Annotated in this window: 17 protein-coding genes; 8 read left to right on the top strand and 9 right to left on the bottom strand. The window is 64.8% G+C overall.

Annotated elements, in window-relative coordinates:
• Positions 1-178 precede the first annotated feature (178 nt).
• The 5 genes from ACT89O_RS20540 to ACT89O_RS20520 all read right to left on the bottom strand — a co-directional run bounded on the left by ACT89O_RS20540 (position 179) and on the right by ACT89O_RS20520 (position 6,681).
• Entirely contained in the window at positions 179-391 is a 213-nt protein-coding gene (locus ACT89O_RS20540) for a hypothetical protein (RefSeq protein WP_487261030.1), read from the bottom strand.
• 465 nt (positions 392-856) lie between these two features.
• Positions 857-2,143, bottom strand: a complete 1,287-nt coding sequence (boxA, locus tag ACT89O_RS20535) for a benzoyl-CoA 2,3-epoxidase subunit BoxA (protein WP_121508972.1) — start codon at positions 2,141-2,143, stop codon at positions 857-859.
• A 165-nt stretch (positions 2,144-2,308) separates the two neighbouring features.
• Positions 2,309-3,736: a benzoyl-CoA 2,3-epoxidase subunit BoxB gene (gene boxB / locus ACT89O_RS20530; RefSeq protein WP_055393306.1), complete on the bottom strand. Its 1,428-nt coding sequence runs from the start codon at positions 3,734-3,736 to the stop codon at positions 2,309-2,311.
• Positions 3,737-3,895: 159 nt separating this feature from the next.
• A complete protein-coding gene (gene boxC, locus ACT89O_RS20525; RefSeq protein WP_487261029.1) occupies positions 3,896-5,560 on the bottom strand; it encodes a 2,3-epoxybenzoyl-CoA dihydrolase in 1,665 nt (554 codons plus the stop codon).
• Positions 5,561-5,739: 179 nt separating this feature from the next.
• A complete protein-coding gene (locus ACT89O_RS20520) occupies positions 5,740-6,681 on the bottom strand; it encodes a helix-turn-helix transcriptional regulator (RefSeq protein WP_121422865.1) in 942 nt (313 codons plus the stop codon).
• 260 nt (positions 6,682-6,941) lie between these two features.
• On the opposite strand from ACT89O_RS20520, the gene ACT89O_RS20515 reads away from it, so the two are divergent.
• Genes ACT89O_RS20515 through ACT89O_RS20500 form a run of 4 tightly spaced genes read left to right on the top strand, consistent with a single transcriptional unit; the run spans position 6,942 to position 11,442 of the window.
• A complete protein-coding gene (locus ACT89O_RS20515; protein WP_487261028.1) occupies positions 6,942-7,409 on the top strand; it encodes a 4-hydroxylaminobenzoate lyase in 468 nt (155 codons plus the stop codon).
• 59 nt (positions 7,410-7,468) lie between these two features.
• Positions 7,469-9,019: a 3,4-dehydroadipyl-CoA semialdehyde dehydrogenase gene (locus ACT89O_RS20510; protein WP_487261027.1), complete on the top strand. Its 1,551-nt coding sequence runs from the start codon at positions 7,469-7,471 to the stop codon at positions 9,017-9,019.
• A gap of 48 nt (positions 9,020-9,067) precedes the next feature.
• Positions 9,068-10,618 carry a benzoate-CoA ligase family protein gene (locus ACT89O_RS20505; protein ID WP_487261026.1) on the top strand — a complete coding sequence of 517 codons (1,551 nt, stop codon included), beginning with the start codon at positions 9,068-9,070 and terminating at the stop codon, positions 10,616-10,618.
• A complete protein-coding gene (locus tag ACT89O_RS20500) occupies positions 10,615-11,442 on the top strand; it encodes an alpha/beta fold hydrolase (protein WP_487261025.1) in 828 nt (275 codons plus the stop codon). The genes ACT89O_RS20505 and ACT89O_RS20500 overlap by 4 nt, the downstream gene beginning before the upstream one ends.
• Positions 11,443-11,489: 47 nt before the next feature.
• On the opposite strand, the gene ACT89O_RS20495 is transcribed toward ACT89O_RS20500, so the two are convergent.
• Positions 11,490-12,182 carry a Crp/Fnr family transcriptional regulator gene (locus ACT89O_RS20495; RefSeq protein WP_055393318.1) on the bottom strand — a complete coding sequence of 231 codons (693 nt, stop codon included), beginning with the start codon at positions 12,180-12,182 and terminating at the stop codon, positions 11,490-11,492.
• Between the two features lie 130 nt (positions 12,183-12,312).
• Between ACT89O_RS20495 and ACT89O_RS20490 the strand changes: the two genes are divergently transcribed.
• The 4 genes from ACT89O_RS20490 (at position 12,313) to ACT89O_RS20475 (ending at position 17,295) form a co-directional block, all read left to right on the top strand.
• The gene (locus tag ACT89O_RS20490; protein WP_055393320.1) at positions 12,313-13,233 is read left to right on the top strand and encodes a beta-keto acid cleavage family enzyme; all 921 of its coding nucleotides are present in this window, start codon (positions 12,313-12,315) and stop codon (positions 13,231-13,233) included.
• A gap of 40 nt (positions 13,234-13,273) precedes the next feature.
• Entirely contained in the window at positions 13,274-14,266 is a 993-nt protein-coding gene (locus ACT89O_RS20485) for a Bug family tripartite tricarboxylate transporter substrate binding protein (RefSeq protein WP_487257348.1), read from the top strand.
• Positions 14,267-14,277: 11 nt separating this feature from the next.
• On the top strand, positions 14,278-15,219 hold the full coding sequence (locus ACT89O_RS20480; protein ID WP_487261024.1) for a 3-hydroxyacyl-CoA dehydrogenase NAD-binding domain-containing protein: 942 nt from the start codon (positions 14,278-14,280) through the stop codon (positions 15,217-15,219).
• Between the two features lie 276 nt (positions 15,220-15,495).
• Positions 15,496-17,295, top strand: coding sequence for a feruloyl-CoA synthase (locus ACT89O_RS20475; RefSeq protein ID WP_487261023.1), 1,800 nt, complete (start codon positions 15,496-15,498; stop codon positions 17,293-17,295).
• A gap of 139 nt (positions 17,296-17,434) precedes the next feature.
• On the opposite strand, the gene ACT89O_RS20470 is transcribed toward ACT89O_RS20475, so the two are convergent.
• The 3 genes from ACT89O_RS20470 to ACT89O_RS20460 all read right to left on the bottom strand — a co-directional run bounded on the left by ACT89O_RS20470 (position 17,435) and on the right by ACT89O_RS20460 (position 18,436).
• On the bottom strand, positions 17,435-17,908 hold the full coding sequence (locus ACT89O_RS20470; protein ID WP_121421155.1) for an HU family DNA-binding protein: 474 nt from the start codon (positions 17,906-17,908) through the stop codon (positions 17,435-17,437).
• A gap of 263 nt (positions 17,909-18,171) precedes the next feature.
• Positions 18,172-18,333 (bottom strand): hypothetical protein, encoded by a 162-nt coding sequence (locus tag ACT89O_RS20465; protein ID WP_176887027.1) that lies wholly within the window; start codon positions 18,331-18,333, stop codon positions 18,172-18,174.
• A complete protein-coding gene (locus ACT89O_RS20460; protein ID WP_255354175.1) occupies positions 18,305-18,436 on the bottom strand; it encodes a hypothetical protein in 132 nt (43 codons plus the stop codon). The genes ACT89O_RS20465 and ACT89O_RS20460 overlap by 29 nt, the downstream gene beginning before the upstream one ends.
• Between the last annotated feature and the right edge of the window lie 161 nt (positions 18,437-18,597).

Genomic DNA, 18,597 nt, shown 5'->3' with positions numbered 1-18,597 from the left:
CAGTGGTGTGGGGCGCTGAATGAAGGCCGCAACAGGGGCAAAAAGTAAGGCCGCGCTGCTTCCGGGGTGGAGGCAGCGCGGCCCGAGGTCACAAGGCGGACGCCCCACCGCCGGCTTGCGGCTTGGCGTGCGCCCGTTTGGCCTGCATCAGTCTCACGGCAAGGCGCCGCTCGACGGATCAGCGCTGGTTCTGGGGTGTGCGGCGGGAAGAATCGCCATGTTGCTCACGGCTTCCCTGATTGCCGCTGGATCCCGAAGGGTCGTTCTGCCCCTGCTGGCGGTTGCCGGATGGGTCGTTGCTTTGCTCGGCCTGCCGGCTGCCCTGGTTCTTGCGCTGGGAGTCGTTGTTGCCGGTGTGCTGGTTCTGGCCTTGAGGGTTGTTGCTGGACATTGATATCTCCTGGTGAAAGAAAAGAAAAATTGCACACGGGGGGCCGTGTGTGAGTTCATTCTCAAAATGCACCAGGGCAATTTCTGTAGTCCCTGTCCTATAGGCGGGTCGTCCTTTTTCCATCTGCCGTAAGCAAACGCACACCAGGTTTCTGCATCTTGCGAGGCGCGCAAAGGTGCGTGGGATTCTTCTGGATAGTGCAGCGTGGCGCTTTGGCTGTGCTGGCGGGAAGTGCGGGGCGCGTGCGCTAAAGTGCGCCGTTCATTTCTCGCCTGACTATGCGCAACTGCTGCGAGCGTGGTGGATGGCTTAAATGCTATAAAAATAATAGCTGTTTGCGATTATCCATCAAGCGCTAGGGCCCTATTGCGCTCAAAATTTGATGCGCAATCCTACCAACCTGGAGGCGCACCACGACCAGCGCTCTTCCTGTGCCGCCGGCCTACGGACCGGCGGCGATGCAGCTCAGTAGGTCTCCAGGTGCAACCGTCCTTCGCGCTGGAGTGCGGCGCCCACAGCGTCCCACTCCAGGCCGGCTTCGCTGGCGATGTCGCGCAGGGCCATCACCACGCCTTCTTCCATGCTCTTCAGGCCACAGACATAGAAGTGGCTGTTGCCGTCGCGCAGCAGCGCAGCCAGGTCAGCGGCGCGCTCGCGCATCAGGTCTTGCACATAGCGCTTGGGCTGCCCGGCGGTGCGGGAGAACGCCAGGTTGATGTCGATGAAATCCTTGGGGAGGTTTTGCAGCGGGCCAAAGTACGGCAGCTCCTGCTGCGTGCGTGCGCCGAAGAACAGCATGAGCTTGCCGCCTTCAAACTTGCCGCTGCTGCGCAGGCGCCGACGCCATTCGGTCATCGCGCGCATGGGGGCGCTGCCGGTGCCGGTGCAGATCATCACGATGTGCGAGCGCGGGTGGTTGGGCATAAGGAAGGAGCTTCCAAACGGCCCCACCACCTGGACCTTGTCGCCCACTTTCAGGTCGCACACGAAGTTGGAAGCGATGCCGCGCACGGCGTTGCCGTCGTGGTCGGTGGTCACGCGCTTTACCGTGAGCGCCAGGTTGTTATAGCCGGGCCGCTCGCCATTGCGCGGGCTGGCGATGGAATACTGGCGCGCGTGGTGCGCCTTGCCCAGCGCGTCGGTGCCGGGCGGGATGATGCCGATGGACTGCCCCTCCAGCACCGGGAACGGCATGCTGCCGAAGTCGAGCACCACGTGGTGCGTCTCGCTCTCAAAGCCCGCCTCGGTGCAGTTGAAGTTGCCAACCACGGTGGCGGTGGTGGGGCTCCTCGGGGGGAACAGGTTGGTGTAGGGGTGTGCGGCCGACCAGGGTGGCACCGTGGCGCCGTACTGCGCCGAGCGGAACGTCTGCGTGCCCGGCTCCATGGGCGTGGTCGGTGCAGCCGCTGCGGACGGCAGCTTTGTATCCCCGGCTGAAGTCGCCACGCCCTCGGCAGCCAGTTCATCGGGCGTGAGTTCGGGCGGCAGTTCTTCCCAGGTGAGCTGTTCTTCGATGCTGTAGGCGCGCGCCAGCGGCATGGTGCGCCAGTTGTCGATGGAGCCGGTGGGGCAGGGCGAGATGCAGGCCATGCAGCCGTTGCACACATCGGCGCGCACCACGTAGTTGTTGTCGTCGTGTGTGATGGCACCCACCGGGCAGGTGGCCTCGCAGGTGTTGCAGCGGATGCAGATCTCGGGGTCGATCAGGTGCTGCTTCAGGATGCCGTTGTCGATCAGCGTGGTGGTGGTCATGCCCATATTCTTCTTCCAACAGTTGTTCCGGTGCCATGTCCCTGCGCCATCGCGCGCAGCGGTAAGCAGTGGCGCGACCTGATGCCAGTGCCATCGCGGAGCCGGCTTTGCCGGGCCGCTGGAGGTGTCCCCTTCAGGGGGAAAACGCGCAGCGGCTCAGGGGGATCAACCAAACCGCACGTATTCGAAGTCGACGGGCTGGCGGTTGATGCCCATGACCGGCGGTGCGATCCAGCCCGCAAACTTGCCGGGCTCCACCACGCGCCCCATCAGAGAGGCAACGAAGGCAAAGTCCTCGGGCGTGGGCAGCCACTCGGCCTTGCGGGCTGTCCATTCGGCTTCGCTCACCACGCGGCCGTCGGGTGACATCTTGATGCCCGCCAGCGCCCCGATCTGGCGGTTGAAGGCCTTGTGTGGCACGGCCAGGCGCGTGGGGATGCCGGCCTTTTCCAGCACCTTGTTCCAGCGGCCTACGCCCGCCATCGAGTCCTTGATGAAGTCGTCGCGCAGCACCTCGTTCAAGGCGTTGAGCATGGGCACTTCCTTCTCCTGCAACTGGCCGTTGACAACTTCCAGCACCTTGTAGGTCTGGCCCTTGAGGATGTGGTCGTCACCCCGCTTGCCCTCTTCGTAGCGGCCCTTGAGGCCCGAGCTATAGAAGGTGGCGGCGTTGCTGGACTGGTCGGCACCGAACAGGTCGATGGTCACGCTGTAGTGGAAGTTCAGGTAACGCTGGATGGTGGGCAGGTCGATGGCGCCGGCCGCACGCACCCGGGCGGGGTCGTCGGTCTTGAGGTCGTTCATCACCTGCGCGGTGCGGCTGAGCACGCGCGAGATGCCGCTTTCGCCCACAAACATGTGGTGCGCCTCTTCGGTCAGCATGAACTTGGTGGTGCGCGCCAGCGGGTCGAAGGCACTCTCGGCCAGCGCTGCCAGCTGGAACTTGCCGTCACGGTCGGTGAAGTAGGTGAACATGAAGAACGCCAGCCAGTCGGGCGTCTTCTCGTTGAACGCGCCCAGGATGCGTGGGTTGTCCACGTCGCCCGAGGTGCGCTGCAGCAGTGCCTCGGCCTCTTCGCGGCCATCGCGGCCAAAGTGCTTGTGCAGCAGGTAGACCATGGCCCACAGGTGGCGGCCTTCTTCCACATTGATCTGGAACAGGTTGCGCAGGTCGTACATGCTGGGCGCCGTCAGGCCCAGGTGGCGCTGCTGCTCGACCGAGGCGGGCTCGGTGTCGCCCTGCGTCACGATGATGCGGCGCAGGTTGGCGCGGTGCTCGCCGGGCACGTCTTGCCAGGCCTTTTCACCCTTGTGGTCGCCAAAGTGGATTTCGCGGTTGGTGTCACCGGGGTTCAAAAAGATGCCCCAGCGGTAGTCGCGCATCTTCACGTGGCCGAACTGCGCCCAGCCGTTGGGGTCCACGCTCACGGCGGTGCGCAGGTACACCTCGTGGTTGGTGGAGCCCTCGGGGCCCACGTCGTCCCACCAGTTGATGAAGTTGGGCTGCCAGCCTTCGAGCGCGCGCTGCAGCGTGCGGTCTTCGCCGAGGTTGACGTTGTTGGGGATCTTCTCGCTGTAGTTGATGGTGCTCATGGATGTCTCCTTGGAGTAGAAATTCAGTGATCCTTAGTGCTGCTTGCACCCTCGGCGCCTGCAACTGGCACGGCCTGGGGAGGGACGCCGAGCAAGGGCCGCCCCGCAGCGAGGGCGTCGTCCCCCTGAGGGGGAAGGCGCCGCAGGCGACTCAGGGGGCTACACCCTGTTCAAGTCGAAACCGGCTTTCTGGCCCGTGCCATAGACCTTGAGCGCGCCTTTGTCGCCCACGGCGTTCGGGCGGTTGAAGATCCAGTTCTGCCACGCGGTCAGGCGGCCGAAGATGCGGGTGTTCATGTTCTCCTTGCTGGCAAAGCGCAGATTGGCCTCCAGCCCGGTGAGCGAGTCGGGCGACATGGCCGCGCGTTCTTCGATGGCGATGCGGATCTCGTCGTCCCAGTCGATGTCATCCGGGGCGGCGGTGACCAGGCCGAGTGCCAGAGCGGCATCGGCGTCCAGTGGCTTGCCGGCGGCCGAGCGGGCTGCCTCCAAGGGCGTGGCTTCTTCGTAAAAGCGGCGTTGCAGGCGGCTTTGGTCGTTCACCATCGGCAGCAGGCCGAAGTTGAATTCGTTGAGCGTGAGCTTGGGTGCGCGCTCGGCATCGTCGGGCAGGGCGAGCATGTAGGTGCGGTCGGACGCAAACGCCAGTTCTGCCAAGGAGCCTGCGAAGGCCGAGCCGGATTCGACCAGCGCAAACAGGCTGCGCGACGACACATCCAGCCGCGCAAAGGTGCGGCGCAGTGCGCCAATGGTTTCGCGCACGAGCCAGTGGTCCTGGTGCGCGATCAGCGCGGCATCGCTGGCCAGCACGGCCTGGGCATCACCTTCGGTCTTGAGCAGCCAGGTGCCGATATCGAGTTCGTTGGTGCGCAGGTTCAGGATGGCGTCGTCCAGCTGGCGCGCCAGGGCCAGCGGCCACCAGGCGGCGCCTGCGGCTTCGATGCCAGCGATGTCCGTGGGTTGCGCGCCAGTGGGGGCCTTCAGCGTGAGCGTGGCGGTGCGGCGGGTGCGGTCGATGTCCACGCTGACGTGTGCGTAGCGCAGGCTGTCGGCACTTTCTTCGCGCTCCACGCGGGTCAGGGACACGCCCCGTGCGTTGGCAGGGCGGGGGCTGCCTTCGGCGAGGCGTGCGGCGGTTTCATCGACGGCGGCGGCAAATTGCGCGGGCTTGGCGATGCGGTCCACCAGGCGCCAATCCACCGCGCGCTGGCCGCGCACACCTTCCACGCTGGTGCAGAAGATGTCGGCGAGGTCGTGGCGCACATGGCGCTTGTCGGTCACGCGGGTCAGGCCGCCGGTGCCGGGCAGCACGCCCAGGAGCGGCACTTCAGGCAGCGACACGGCCGACGAGCGGTCGTCCACCAGCACGATCTCGTCGCAGGCCAGGGCCAGCTCGTAGCCACCGCCCGCGCATGCGCCATTCACGGCGGCGACGAACTTCAGGCCCGAGTGTTTGGACGAATCCTCGATGCCGTTGCGCGTCTCATTCGTGAACTTGCAGAAGTTCACCTTCCAGGCGTGGCTGGAGACACCCAGCATGAAGATGTTGGCGCCCGAGCAAAAGATGCGGTCTTTGGCGCTGGTGACGATGACGGTGCGCACCGTGGGGTGTTCGAAGCGGATGCGGTTGAGTGCGTCGTGTAGCTCGATGTCCACACCCAGGTCATAGCTGTTGAGCTTGAGCTTGTAGCCGGGGCGGATGCCACCGTCTTCGGCGATGTCGAGCGACAGGCGCGCCACCGGGCCGTCTACGGCCAGCGCCCAGTGGCGGTATTGGGTGGGATCGGTGCGGTAGTCCACGCGGGTGGGGGCGGGTGTGGTCATGGGGTCTCCATCCATCTGCTAACAGGAATAATAGTGCATTAAATGCATCGTTGATGTGCATCATCGTGCATATCAATAGGCAAGTCAATGCATGTCGCTGTTTTCTGAGGATTTTTCTCAAACCACGTCGCGGCAGCCCCGGAGAGCTTCGGGGCTGTTGGCTGGTGGTGGAGAGGAGGTTAGCCTGGCCGGGCGGTCATCAGCTTGCGCACTCCGGTGCGCAGTTGCTGCAGGCTTTCTTCCAGGCTGCTCCCGGAGGTGTCGATGGTGAGGTCGGCTTTGGAATAGAAGGCCGCGCGCCCTTCCAGGATGCGGCGCAGGTCGTCCATGGCCTCCTTGCTGGCGGCCATGGGGCGCATATCGCCCTGGGCCAGCACGCGGCCCATGTGTTCCTCGGGTGCGGCGCGCAGCCACACGGTGGTGCAGTGCGCGAGCAGCTCGTTGAAGGTGGCGGGGTCCGAGACGATGCCACCGGGCGTGGCGATAACCACTTCGCTGTGGATCTGCACGGTTTCTTCGAGTGCGCGGCGTTCGTAGCGGCGGTAGGCCGTGGTGCCGTACAGGTCGTGGATCTCCCGCACGCTGCAGCCCGCCAGGGTTTCGATCTCGCGGCTCAGCTCAATAAAGGGCACGTCCAGGTCGCGCGCCAGCAGGGGGCCCAGGGTGGATTTGCCCGCGCCCCGCAAGCCAATGAGTGCGATGCGCCTATGGCGTGCCGTGTCGCTGCCACCGCCGCTCAACAGTTCGTGCAGCGCCAGCCGCGCACGGCGCAGCTCGGGCTCGCTGCGGTGCTCCAGCAGCTCCCGGATCAGAAGCCATTCCGGCGAGCGTGTGGTGAAGTCGCCCACCAGCTCGGCCAGCGAGCAGTGCAGGGCGCCTGCCACTTGCTGAAGCACCAGGATGGACGCGTTGCCGGTGCCGTATTCGAGGTTGGCCAGGTGCCGCTCGGACACGTCGGCCGCCACCGCCACGGCCTTGCGCGTGAGGCCGCGCTGTGCGCGCAGGTTGCGCACGCGCTCGCCCAGCGCGACCAGCAGGGGGTTCTTGGCCTCTTCCGCAGCCCCCGGCATGTTGTCGGCAGGCGTGGAGAGCGCGGTTTCTGCGTCTTCTTGTTCGGTCATGCCCATCTTTCTTGGAACAGGTTCTTACAGCCCATTGGCGGGTATTGGTGGGTATTGGCAGGTCGAGCGCGCTCAGGGGCGCCTTACCACGGCGCTTCTCCACCCCTTCGGTGAAAACAATTTATGCACTATAGTGCTTGACATTCAGCCATGCATTACCTATCGTTCATGTGCAAGCAAAATACTGCACATCTGAAAAATCCACAAGGATACAGATCAAAAAGGTGTGCGGGCCCCATTTTCCTAGCCCCCGAGAAGCCATGCCCCACAAAGCCGCATTTCATCAAGCCCTGGTGGATCTGACCGCGCAGATCGCCGGGCGACCTCTGGATTCCGAACTGCAGGACTGGCTCAACCAGACCCATGGGCCTGACAGCGCTGCCTATGCAGGGCTCAAAGCGGCCTGCCTGGTGGGCGTGGAAGAGGGGTGGCTGTGCGACCGCGAAGGTGGCGGCATCCGCTACGGCCGCGTTTTCAAGGCTGACGATGCGCTGCACCGCTTTTCCGTCGATGTGGTGGACATGCAGAACATTGCGGGCCCTCACCACAGCCACCCTCTGGGGGAAATCGATTTGATCCTGCCGCTCACGGCCGGTGCCACCTTCGACGGGCACCCCGCTGGGTGGTGCGTCTATCCACCGGCCAGCGCCCACCGCCCCACGGTGGCCCAGGGGCGTGCGCTGGTGCTCTATCTGCTGCCGGAAGGGCAGATCCAGTTCACACGTTAAAGCGGTCCCTCCTTTCTGGCGCTTCTCGCCATACCGATCCCTTTTTTTGAAAGACCTGCATGACTGAACTCCTGGCCAACTTTGCCGCTGGACGCTGGCAAACCGGAAACGGCCCGGGCACCGTGCTCAGCGACCCGGTGTTGGGCGACGCGCTGGTGCGCGTCGATTGCACGGGGTTGGATTTGCCGGAAGCCTTTGCCTTTGCACGGGATCGCGGCGGCGCCGCCTTGCGCGCCATGACCTACCGTGAGCGGGCCGCGCTACTGGCGTCGGTGGTGAAGGTACTGCAGGCACACCGTGAGAGTTACTACGACATTGCAACCGCCAACTCTGGCACGGTGAAGAACGATTCGGCGGTGGACATCGACGGCGGCATCTTCACCCTGGGCCAGTATGCGCGGTGGGGCGATGCGCTGGGTGATGTGCGGGTGCTGCGCGATGGCGACGCGGTCAAGCTGGGCAAGGAGCCGGTCTTTTTATCGCAGCACCTGCAGGTGCCCACGCGGGGTGTGGCGCTGTTCATCAATGCCTTCAACTTTCCGGCCTGGGGGCTTTGGGAGAAGGCGGCGCCTGCGTTGCTGTCTGGCGTCCCGGTGATCGTCAAGCCCGCCACCGCCACGGCCTGGCTCACGCAGCGCATGGTGAAGGATGTGATCGATGCGGGCGTACTGCCTGCGGGGGCGCTGTCGGTCATCGCGGGCAGCTCTGCGGGCTTGATGGACCAGCTGCAGCCTTTCGATGTGGTCTCCTTCACGGGCTCGGCGGAAACTGCGGCTGTCATCCGGTCGCACCCGGCCGTGGCGCACCGCTCCGTGCGGGCCAATATCGAGGCCGACAGCCTGAACTCTGCCCTCCTGCTGCCCGACGCCACCGTGGGCAGCGATGCCTTCAACCTGCTGGTGCGTGAAGTGGTGCGCGAGATGACGGTCAAGTCCGGGCAGAAGTGCACGGCGATCCGCCGCATTTTGGTGCCCGCTGCGGTATACGACGCTGCGGCCGAGGCCATCGGTGCCAAGCTCGCAGGCATCAGCGTGGGCAACCCGCGCAACGAGAGCGTGCGCATGGGTTCCCTGGTCAGCGCCGCGCAATTGCACGCGGTGCGCGAAGGCCTGGCCGCTTTGAGCGCCCACACCGACCTGCTGCACGATAGCCGCGCACGCCCGCTGGTGGATGCCGACCCTGCCGTAGCGGCCTGCATGGGGCCGGTGCTGCTGGGTGCGCGCGATGCCGATGCGGCATCTGCGGTGCATGACATGGAAGTATTCGGCCCTGTCGCCACGCTACTGCCCTACCGTGACCTGGACCATGCCCTGGCGCTGGCGCACAGGGGCCAAGGATCGCTGGTGACCTCGCTGTTTGGTGCTGACGAGGCAGCCTTGGCAGCTGCGGCCGTGCAGCTGGCCGCGAGCCACGGGCGTGTGCATGTCGTCACACCCGATGTGGCGCAGGCTCACACGGGGCACGGCAATGTGATGCCCATGTCGCAGCACGGGGGGCCGGGGCGCGCTGGTGGTGGTGCAGAGCTGGGCGGCTTGCGTGCGCTCGACTTTTACCACCAGCGCAGTGCGGTGCAAGCCAGCCCAGGTGTGTTGGCATCGCTCGGTCTATGAGGCCTGCCAAGGCCTGTGAATTGCCCAGAACAATACGGAGACATCCCCATGACCAGCCTGCCAGAGCGATTCAATTTCGCCGAACATCTGTTCGACCTGAACCGGGCGCATACCGAGCGCACGGCCTACATCGACGACCGGGGGCGCCTGAGCTATGGCGATCTGGAAGACCGCGCCCGGCGGCTGGCCAGCGTGCTGGCTGAGGCGGGGGTGCGGCGCGAAGAGCGGGTGCTGCTGCTGATGCACGACACCAGCGACTGGCCCGTGTGCTTTCTGGGCTGCCTGTATGCAGGGGTGGTGCCGGTGGCGGTCAACACCCTGCTGACCGCAGACGACTATGCCTACATGCTGGCGCACAGCCGGGCGCAGGCTGCTCTGGTTTCAGGGGCCTTGCTGCCTGTTTTGTCCGAGGCCATGGCGCGCAGCGCGCACGAAGTGGGCACGCTGCTGGTATCGCTGCCGGTGGGCAAGCTGCATGCGGGCGCCCGCGATCTGGAGGCGGCCTTGAACAGTGCGTCTCCGTTGGCCGCACCAGCGCCCACCGGCGCGGACGACCCGGGCTTCTGGCTTTATTCGTCGGGCTCTACGGGCAAGCCCAAGGGCACGGTGCACACCCACGGCAACCTGTGGTGGACGGCCGAGCTGTATGGCAAGCCGGTGCTCGGCCTCACCCAGCAGGACGTCTGTTTCTCAGCCGCAAAGCTGTACTTCGCATACGGCCTGGGCAATGCGCTCACCTTCCCGCTGTCCGTGGGCGCCACCGTGGTGCTGATGGCCGAGCGGCCCACGCCCGATGCCACCTTCAAACGCTGGGTGGACCACCAGCCCACGGTGTTTTTTGGCGCCCCCACAGGCTTCGCGGGCATGCTCGCATCACCCCGGTTGCCAGCGCGTGCTGCGGTGGCGTTGCGCATGTGCTCCTCGGCGGGCGAGGCGCTGCCCGCAGAGATCGCGCAGCGCTTCAAGGCGCACTTTGGCTGCGACATCATCGATGGCATTGGCTCCACCGAGATGCTGCACATCTATTTGTCCAACCGACCTGGCGACATCCGATATGGCACCACCGGCAAGCCCGTGCCGGGCTACGACGTGCAACTGCGTGGCGAGGACGGCCAGAGCGTGCCCGACGGCGAGGTGGGCGACCTCTACATCCGAGGCCCCAGCGCTGCTTTGATGTACTGGAACAACCGCGAGAAGACGCGCGACACCTTCCAGGGTGGGTGGACCAAAAGCGGCGACAAGTATGTGCGCGACGCGGACGGCTATTACACCTACGCAGGCCGCAGCGACGACATGCTCAAGGTCAGCGGCATCTACGTCTCGCCGTTCGAGGTGGAGGCCACGCTGATGCAGCACACCGCCGTGCTGGAGGCCGCCGTGATCGGCAAGCAGGACGCAGACGGCCTTACCAAGACGAAGGCGTTTGTGGTGCTCAAGGATGGCAAGGCCGCGACGCAAGACGAGCTCAAAGCCTTCGTGAAGGAGAAACTCGCGCCCTACAAGTACCCGCGTTTCATCGAGTTCGTACCGGAGCTGCCCAAGACCGCCACGGGCAAGATCCAGCGTTTCAGGCTGCGCGAGCTGGAGGCCCGGGCGTGAACGGGGGCATACGCGGCGGTACCAGCGGGGGTAGCGAATGGGCCGCCATCGACTGGCGAGGTCGGCCGGTGCAGGTGGAATACCAGTGGATTGCGCCAGAGCGCCGGTCTGCACCTTTGGTGGTGTTCCTGCACGAAGGGCTGGGGTCGCTGGCGATGTGGAAGGACTTCCCGCAGCAGCTGTGCGAGGCGGGAGGCTTTCGGGGTCTGGTGTTCTCGCGGCCGGGGTATGGGCGTTCCACCCCACGGGTGCCCGATGAAGCCTGGGGTGTGGACTTCATGCACCGGCAGGCGCGGGAGGTATTGCCTGCTTTTTTGGAGGCTGTGGGCGTTAACGAGCCGCCTTGGTTTTTTGGCCACAGTGATGGCGCATCCATTGCCTTGCTGTATGCATCGATGTTCCCGCAGCGGGTCAGCGGTCTGGTGGTGTTGGCGCCCCACCTCTTTGTGGAGGATGTGACCATCCAGAACATCGAGCAGGCGCGGGATGCCTACGAGACCACCGACCTGCCCCGGAAGCTGGGCCGTTACCACGACGACCCGGACTCCGCTTTCTGGGGCTGGAACCGCATCTGGCTCGACCCGACATTTCGCGCGTGGAACATCGAAAAAGAGCTGGGCACCGTGTGTGTGCCCGTACTGGCCGTGCAGGGGCTCAATGACGAGTACGGCACGCTGGCCCAGATCCACGGCATTGCCGCCCGTGTGCCCGGAACGCAGCTGCTGGAACTGTCCGATTGCGCGCATTCACCCCACCGCGATCGTTCCGACGATGTGATCGCTGCGACCTTGGCGTTCGTGATGGCAGCAGGTCGAAATCCGTGAACACCCGATAGGCCTGGACCTGCGCCCATTGAACGCCGCGCCGGCCCTTATTCCACTCTGCGGCGCAGTTCTTCCAGGTTCACCACGGTGATACCGCCGTACTCGATCTGCAGCACACCCTCGGCCTCCAGGCGCTTGAGTGCAGCGTTGCAGCGCTGGCGCGAGACACCGGACAGATTGGCGATTTCCTCCTGCGATACCTGCAGGTGAGGGTCGCTGCCAGGGTGCAGCCAGGGATGGAAAAGACCTGCCAGCGCCCGCGCCACCTGGCTGTCCGTGTCCAGCAGGTGGTGGGCCGTGAAATTGCCCAGAAACCAGTGCATGCGCTCGTTGATCTGGCGCAGCAGAAAGTGGTCAAAACTGCGCTGGGTGGCGTGCAGCCATTCAAAGGTGTCCACGGGTAAAAGCGCAACCCGGCTGGGGCGCAGCGCAATGATGTCCGCCGTGCGCGGCACGCCACGCAGCAGGGTTCCTTCACCAAACCAGCTGCCTGCAGAAAGACCGCCGAGGGTCACCGAGCGCCCGTTGTCCGAGGTCACCGTCCACTTGAGCAGTCCTTCAACGGCACCGTACCAGTGCAGGGGTACGTCGCCGCGCCGGCACAGGGCGCTGCCCTGGGCCACTTCGACTTCACGCAGGTCGTCCAGGACGCGTCGCTGTGCGCTCTCGTCCAGCAAGGGAAACCAGGCTGAGTTTTTCAGGAGATCGGCGACCGTCGGCGGCGCCAGCTTGACCAGCATGGTGTGAGGCTCCAGAGTGAAGGAGAAAGGCGTCCTCGTATACCCTGAGTCCAAATGTCATCGCGATGACTGAGTATGCAGACGCTAAAAAAAATAATGGGTGCATTACCATTTTCCACCAGTCCATGTCATGACAAAGCGCAAAGTCATCGTCACCATCGCTCCCACCGGTGGCATGGCCCACAAGTCGCAGAACCCGCACCTGCCCACCCAGCCCGGTGAAATTGCCGACGATGTGCAGCGGTGCTGGAACGCAGGGGCCAGCGTGGTGGCCATCCATGCACGGCGCCCGGATGATGGCGCCACCTGCAACGCAGATATCTACCGCGACATCAACACCCGCATCCGGGCCAAAGGCTGCGACATCGTCATCAACAACTCTACCGGCGGTGGTGTGCATGGCGACATGGTGCGGCCGCTGTCCGGTGACCGCTGGGAGATCGCCTGGGAAGAGCGCATCAAGGGCATGGATGCGGGGGCCGAGATGTGCACCCTGGATGCCACCACGCTTAATCTGAGCTTTGACGGCCGCGAGATCCTCATGGACACCCCGCTCAGCAAAGGGCGCGAACTGGCACTGGGCATGAAGGCACGCGGCATCAAGCCCGAGTGGGAGGTGTTCAGCCCTACACACATCCTGCAGGATGCCACCACCTTGATCGATGAGGGGCACGACGAGGGCCCGCATTTCATCAACCTCGTGATGAACGTGCACCGCAGCTTCCAGAACGCCATGCCGTATTCGCCGCGCTACCTGCAGATGATGGTGGACACCCTGCCGCGCAACAGCATCTTTTGCGTGAGTGGCATCGGCCCCTCGCAGCTCGAAGCCAATGTGGCAGCGCTGCTGCTGGGTGGGCATGCCCGCGTGGGGCTGGAGGACAACCTGTATTTCCGCCAGGGCGAACTGGCCACCAATGTGCAGCTGACGGAGCGCATCGTGCGCATCATTCGGGAGCTGGACATGGAGCCCGCCTCGCCGGCAGAGGCCCGCGCCCTCATGGGTCTGCCCCGCGCAGGCGGCGTTCGCCCCGCCTTTGCGATTGATTGAGTTGTTGCGATTTCACCCACCAAGAAAGAGGAGACAGATGATGCAGACACGCCGCCAATTCATGAACCACCTGGGCTATGCAACCGCGCTGGGGGCACTGACTCCCTGGAGCGCGATGGCCCAGACGCTGGAGCAGGTGAAGATTTTCTACGGCTTCCCGGCGGGCAGCGCGGGTGACAGCGTGGCGCGCCGGGTGGGTGAGAAGCTGGCGGGTTCGTCCTATACCCGCAATGCCGCCGTGGTGGAGAACAAGCCTGGTGCCGGCGGGCGCATTGCGCTGGAGGCGCTCAAGGGCGCCCCCACCGATGGCAGCGTGCTCACGCTGTCGCCGTTTTCCTGCACGTCCATCTATCCGCACATCTACAGCAAACTCAGTTACGACCCCACGAAAGACTTCGTGCCGGTGTCCATCGCCGCCGTTATGCACCATGGGCTGGCCGTGGGGCCGCTGGTGCCAGCCTCGGTGAAGAACGTGAAGGACTTCCTGGCCTGGGCCAAGGCGAACCCGGGGCAGGCCAACTACGGCTCGCCAGCGGCGGGCTCCACCCCCCATTTCATCGGTGCGCTGCTGGGGCTGAACAACGGTGTGGACCTCAAGCATGTGCCCTACCGGGGCTCCATTCCCGGTGTGACCGATGTGGTGGGTGGGCAGATTGCCTCCATGGTGACGCCCAGCGGCGACTTCATTCCCAACCACAAGGCGGGCAAGCTGCGGTTGATCGCCACCTCTGGCCAGGCGCGTTCGCCGTTCTCGCCCGAGGTGCCCACCTTTGCAGAGCAGGGCTTCCCTGAGCTGACGACCGAGGAGTGGTTTGGCTTCTACGCACCCGCCAAGACACCGGCCAGCGTGGTTGCAGCCGCCAACGCTGCCATCAACACGGCGATCAAGGAAAAGTCGGTGATCGACAGCCTGGCTGTGGTGGGCCTGATTGCCAAGGGCTCCACCGCCGCAGAGATGGCCGCATCGCAACAGGCGGAGGCAGATCGCTGGGGGCCTCTGGTCAAGAAGATCGGCTTCACGGCCGAGTCCTGAAGGGCACGGACATGGATGCTTCCGTGAACCGGGTGGCGGTGGTCGCCACTGGCGTCATTGGTGCAAGCTGGGCTGCGTATTTTCTCGCCCGGGGGCTGGACGTGGATGCCACCGATCCTTCTCTGGGGGCCGGGCAGCGCCTGCACGATGCCGTGGCGCAGCACTGGCCGGTGCTCCAACGGCAAGGGCTTGCGCCGGGCGCCAGCACGGCAAGGCTGTGCTTTCATGCTCGGCTGGAGGACGCCGTGGGGCAGGCGGACTTCGTGCAGGAAAACGGGCCGGAGCGGCTGGACTTCAAGGTGGATCTGCTGCGCCGCATAGACGAAGCCGCCCCGTCGCATGCCATCCTGGCTTCCAGCTCTTCAGGGCTCTCTGTTACGGCCATGCAGGCCCAGTGCAAACACCCGGAGCGCGTGGTGCTGGGCCATCCGTTCAACCCCCCGCACATGATCCCGCTGGTGGAGGTGGGAGGAGGCGAAAAGACATCGGCCCAGGCGATCACTACCGCGATGGATTTCTACACCGCCATCGGTAAGCGCCCCATCCATGTTCGGCGCGAAATCAAGGGGCACATTGCCAACCGCCTGCAGGCGGCGCTGTGGCGGGAGGCGTTTCATCTGGTCCACGAGGGGGTTGCCAGTGTGAGCGACATCGACACCGCCATTGCCCATGGCCCGGGGCTGCGCTGGGCGCTGATGGGGCCTTTCATGAACTTGCACCTCTCCGGCGGCGAAGGTGGAATCGCCCATTTGCTCGCGCACCTCGGCGGCCCCATCGAAGACTGGTGGCAGGACCTGGGGGCTCCGCAGATGACGCCAGCGCTGCAAAGCCGTGTCGCTGACGGCGTTACGCAGGCGCTTGGAGGGAGAACCAGTGCGGAGCTGGTGGCTGCACGCGACGCCTTGCTGGTAGACCTTCTGCGTGCCAAGCAAGATGCCCGCGTCCTGGACTGAGAGCGGCCAACAGAACCCTGCTGGCGTTGTTGCCGCGTCTTGCCGTACTACCCGTACTGCCTGCGACGCAGCGCCCGGCCAGAACCGCTTCGCTGAGTTTTGTTCGCCGGTCTGAATCCGCTATTGCACCGTGCGGTCCTGCCGCATGGGTTTATTCGACGGGTTCAACCAAGCGCTTCCAGCAGTGGTGGTGCGCACCGCCGCGCCGCGCCGCTGGTTAGCGCTGTGTTGCCCATTTTTGTTGCTGCCCCAAGAACACGAGAGACCACCCACACCATGCACCCCGAATTTCTTGGCGATGAAAACCAAATCGCACCGCCCGCCACGGTGTTGGTCCATCAGGACGACGGCTCGTTCGTATTGCGTTCCCCCGTGGCGCTGGGCGCGTATGCGCGCTGCGTCGGTGAATGGGTGGAGCAGTGGGCGCGCGAGACACCCCACGCGCTGGCCTTGGCGGAGCGTGACGAGACGGCCGAGCACTGGCGCACCCTGACCTATGGCGAATTGCGCCAGGCTGTGGGCGCCGTTGCGCAGTCATTGCTGGACCTGAAGCTGCCGGCGGGCCGCCCCATCGCCATTCTTTCCGACAACGCGGTAGACCACGCGGTGCTCATGCTGGCGGCGATGCATGTGGGCATCACGCCCTGTTCCTTGTCGAGCGCCTATGCACGATCCCGAGACCCGTGCCGCCTGCACAGCATGCTTGCGGTGCTGGAGCCTTCGCTGGTTTATGCATCGGACGCCTCGGTCTACGCGCCCGCCCTGGCGGGGTACGCGTCCGATGCCGTCAAGGTCTTCAGTCGCCATGCCGAGGCCGTGCCTGGCGCCTTGCCTTTTGCTCAACTGCTCGCGGGCGTGGAAAGCCCGGCCGTGTCGCAGGCGTTTGAGGCCATCCAGCCCGACGACCCTGCCAAGTACCTGCTGACGTCGGGCTCCACGGGCCATCCCAAGGTGGTCATCAACACCCACCGCATGCTGTGCGCCAACCAGCAGATGATGGCCCAGACCTGGCGGTTCCTGGCCCACGAAAAGCCTGTGCTGGTGGACTGGTTGCCGTGGAGCCACACCTTTGGCGGCAACCACAACCTCAACATGGTGCTGTGCCATGGGGGCGCGCTCTACATCGATGAAGGGCGGCCCGTGCCAGGGCTTATCGAGAAGACGGTGCGCAACCTGCGCGATGTGAAGCCGACGATGCTCTTCAATGTTCCGCGTGGTTTCGACATGCTGTTGCCGTTTCTGGAGGCAGACGCCGCGCTGGCCGCTGAAATCCTCTCGCGCATGCGCCTGGCGTTCTATGCCGCGGCAGCGCTGGCCCCTTCCACCTGGCAGCGGCTGGAGGCCGTGGCAGCACGCGTGCGGCCCGCGTCACCGCTGTGGCTGACCACGTCCTGGGGCTCCACGGAGACATCGCCCGCAGTGACCAGCGCCCACTGGCGCATGGAGGGCGCTGGCTGTATCGGTGCGCCGTTGCCCGGGCTTGAACTCAAGCTGGTGCCCAACGGCAGCAAGCTCGAAATGCGGGTGAAGGGTGTATCGGTGTTTCCGGGCTACCGCAATGCACCCTCCGAGACGGCCGCCGCATTTGACAGCGATGGCTTCTACCGCATCGGTGACGCGGGCTACCTGGTGGACCCCGCGCGGCCGGAGTGTGGCGTGGTCTTCAACGGCCGGGTGGCCGAGGATTTCAAGCTCTCCAGCGGGAGCTGGGTGTCGGTGGGCACGCTGCGGGTGGAACTGGTGTCCGAGTTGGCCCCCCTGGTGCAGGACCTCGTGCTTACGGGCCACAACCGGGACGAAGTGGGCATGCTGGTGTTTCCCTCTGCCGCCGGTGCAGCGGACCGCGCGCGGCTGGACGACGCTCTGCGTGGTGTCATGCAGGCCCGCCGCACTGCTGGCGCGGGTTCATCGCAGTGCCCCGCGCGTGCACTGGTGATGGCGGCGCCGCCCGACCCCGATGCTGGAGAAATCACCGACAAGGGCTACATCAACCAGGGCGCTGTGCTCTCGCGCCGTGCTGCACAGGTCGAGCTGCTGCATGCCAGCCCTGCTGCCCCCAACGTGATCTCAATCTGACGGGGTGCCGTGGCAGCGCCTTCTGCGGCTTTTCGAATCCACCCGTAAAAAAGGACCCGCTGCCTTGGGCAACGGGTCCTTTTTTGCGGAGAAGGAATGATGGGGCATCACCCCGTCACGCCCTTCGCAACGGCTGAGATCAGACCGTGGCGTCCTTGAGCTTCTTCAGCGCGCGGGTCTTGATCTTCACGGCTGCAGGCTTGGCGGGGAACCAGCGCTCTTCACCGGTGAAGGGGTCTTTGCCGAAGCGCTTCTTCTTGGCGGGGATTTGCTGCAGGCCGATTTTCATGAGGCCGGGCAGCGTGAATTCGCCAGAGCCCTTCTTGTGCACCGAACCCAGGATGGTGGCTTCGAGTGCGGCCAGCACGGCCTTGGTGGCCTTGGGTTCCACACCAGCCTGCTCGGCCAGGTGAGCGATCAGCGTGGTCTTGTTGAAGGCGGTCTTGATCGGCTTGATGCCTGCAGCAACAGGCTTGGCCACGGGTGCGGCGGCCTTCTTCGCTGCGGGGGCTGCAGCCTTCTTGGCGGCAGGTGCCGCCTTCTTTGCAGCAGCAGGTGCTGCCGCCTTGACGGCCTTCTTCGCGGGCGCTGGAGTCTTTTTTGCAGTTGCCATGATGGTGATTCTTCTTTGTTCAGAGTTGCAATATGCCTCCCCCAATGAAGGGAAGGTGCGCAATTTTAGGTGCGACTGCGGCATACCGTGCAAAAACGAAGACCCGCCAGCATTAGAGGCTTCTGAGAAGGGCTGTAGAAAGACGCTGCGAGTGAGGGGCCGTGCGAAGTTGGCGTCTGCTGAAGGCCGTGTGTGTTGCGTGCGATCACGCGCTCGCATACATGCATACATGCATGCACGCATGTGTCCGTCTTGCTGCTGCGTCAGCGGTGCGCAGGGGTCTCGTGGCGTTGGCGCCACTGGTGGTAGCGCTGGCGCTGCAGCGCCAGCAACTCCACCAGACCCCAGGCCAGCGCACAACCGAGGGTGCCGCACAGCAGGGCGATGCGGTGCACCTCAGTCCTGCGCTGCGGCTGCGTCTTCATAGTGGGTCCATCCGTCGGGGCTGGGCAAATCGAAGCTGGGCCAGCCCGGGGCATCGAAGAGTTCATCCAGCAGCCGCTGCAGTCCGAGCAATCTCCAGAGCATGATCATGTGCCTCTTCGAAGGGTTGTGTCTGCGGGCAAGTTAACGCGCTTGTGTGACAGTTCCGAGTCGTTTCGCCGAATTCACACAGATGCGTCATGGCGCTGTTGGCGCGTGCGGGCCGGGGCTATGCTTGCTGCCTATCGCCTTGCTGCACGGCCTCA

The organism is Acidovorax sp. NN32 (genome assembly GCF_057597245.1).
The sequence above is the reverse complement of the archived record's forward strand: the minus strand, read 5'-3'. Positions and strand labels throughout refer to the sequence as shown.

What these genes read in the sequence shown, in the direction of transcription:
- ACT89O_RS20540 (WP_487261030.1), bottom strand. Translation starts at nt 391, where the DNA reads ATGTCCAGCAACAACCCTCAAGGCCAGAACCAGCACACCGGCAACAAC.
- boxA (WP_121508972.1), bottom strand. Translation starts at nt 2,143, where the DNA reads ATGACCACCACCACGCTGATCGACAACGGCATCCTGAAGCAGCACCTG.
- boxB (WP_055393306.1), bottom strand. Translation starts at nt 3,736, where the DNA reads ATGAGCACCATCAACTACAGCGAGAAGATCCCCAACAACGTCAACCTC.
- boxC (WP_487261029.1), bottom strand. Translation starts at nt 5,560, where the DNA reads ATGACCACACCCGCCCCCACCCGCGTGGACTACCGCACCGATCCCACC.
- ACT89O_RS20520 (WP_121422865.1), bottom strand. Translation starts at nt 6,681, where the DNA reads ATGACCGAACAAGAAGACGCAGAAACCGCGCTCTCCACGCCTGCCGAC.
- ACT89O_RS20515 (WP_487261028.1), top strand. Translation starts at nt 6,942, where the DNA reads ATGCCCCACAAAGCCGCATTTCATCAAGCCCTGGTGGATCTGACCGCG.
- ACT89O_RS20510 (WP_487261027.1), top strand. Translation starts at nt 7,469, where the DNA reads ATGACTGAACTCCTGGCCAACTTTGCCGCTGGACGCTGGCAAACCGGA.
- ACT89O_RS20505 (WP_487261026.1), top strand. Translation starts at nt 9,068, where the DNA reads ATGACCAGCCTGCCAGAGCGATTCAATTTCGCCGAACATCTGTTCGAC.
- ACT89O_RS20495 (WP_055393318.1), bottom strand. Translation starts at nt 12,182, where the DNA reads ATGCTGGTCAAGCTGGCGCCGCCGACGGTCGCCGATCTCCTGAAAAAC.
- ACT89O_RS20490 (WP_055393320.1), top strand. Translation starts at nt 12,313, where the DNA reads ATGACAAAGCGCAAAGTCATCGTCACCATCGCTCCCACCGGTGGCATG.
- ACT89O_RS20485 (WP_487257348.1), top strand. Translation starts at nt 13,274, where the DNA reads ATGCAGACACGCCGCCAATTCATGAACCACCTGGGCTATGCAACCGCG.
- ACT89O_RS20480 (WP_487261024.1), top strand. Translation starts at nt 14,278, where the DNA reads ATGGATGCTTCCGTGAACCGGGTGGCGGTGGTCGCCACTGGCGTCATT.
- ACT89O_RS20475 (WP_487261023.1), top strand. Translation starts at nt 15,496, where the DNA reads ATGCACCCCGAATTTCTTGGCGATGAAAACCAAATCGCACCGCCCGCC.
- ACT89O_RS20470 (WP_121421155.1), bottom strand. Translation starts at nt 17,908, where the DNA reads ATGGCAACTGCAAAAAAGACTCCAGCGCCCGCGAAGAAGGCCGTCAAG.
- ACT89O_RS20465 (WP_176887027.1), bottom strand. Translation starts at nt 18,333, where the DNA reads ATGAAGACGCAGCCGCAGCGCAGGACTGAGGTGCACCGCATCGCCCTG.
- ACT89O_RS20460 (WP_255354175.1), bottom strand. Translation starts at nt 18,436, where the DNA reads ATGCTCTGGAGATTGCTCGGACTGCAGCGGCTGCTGGATGAACTCTTC.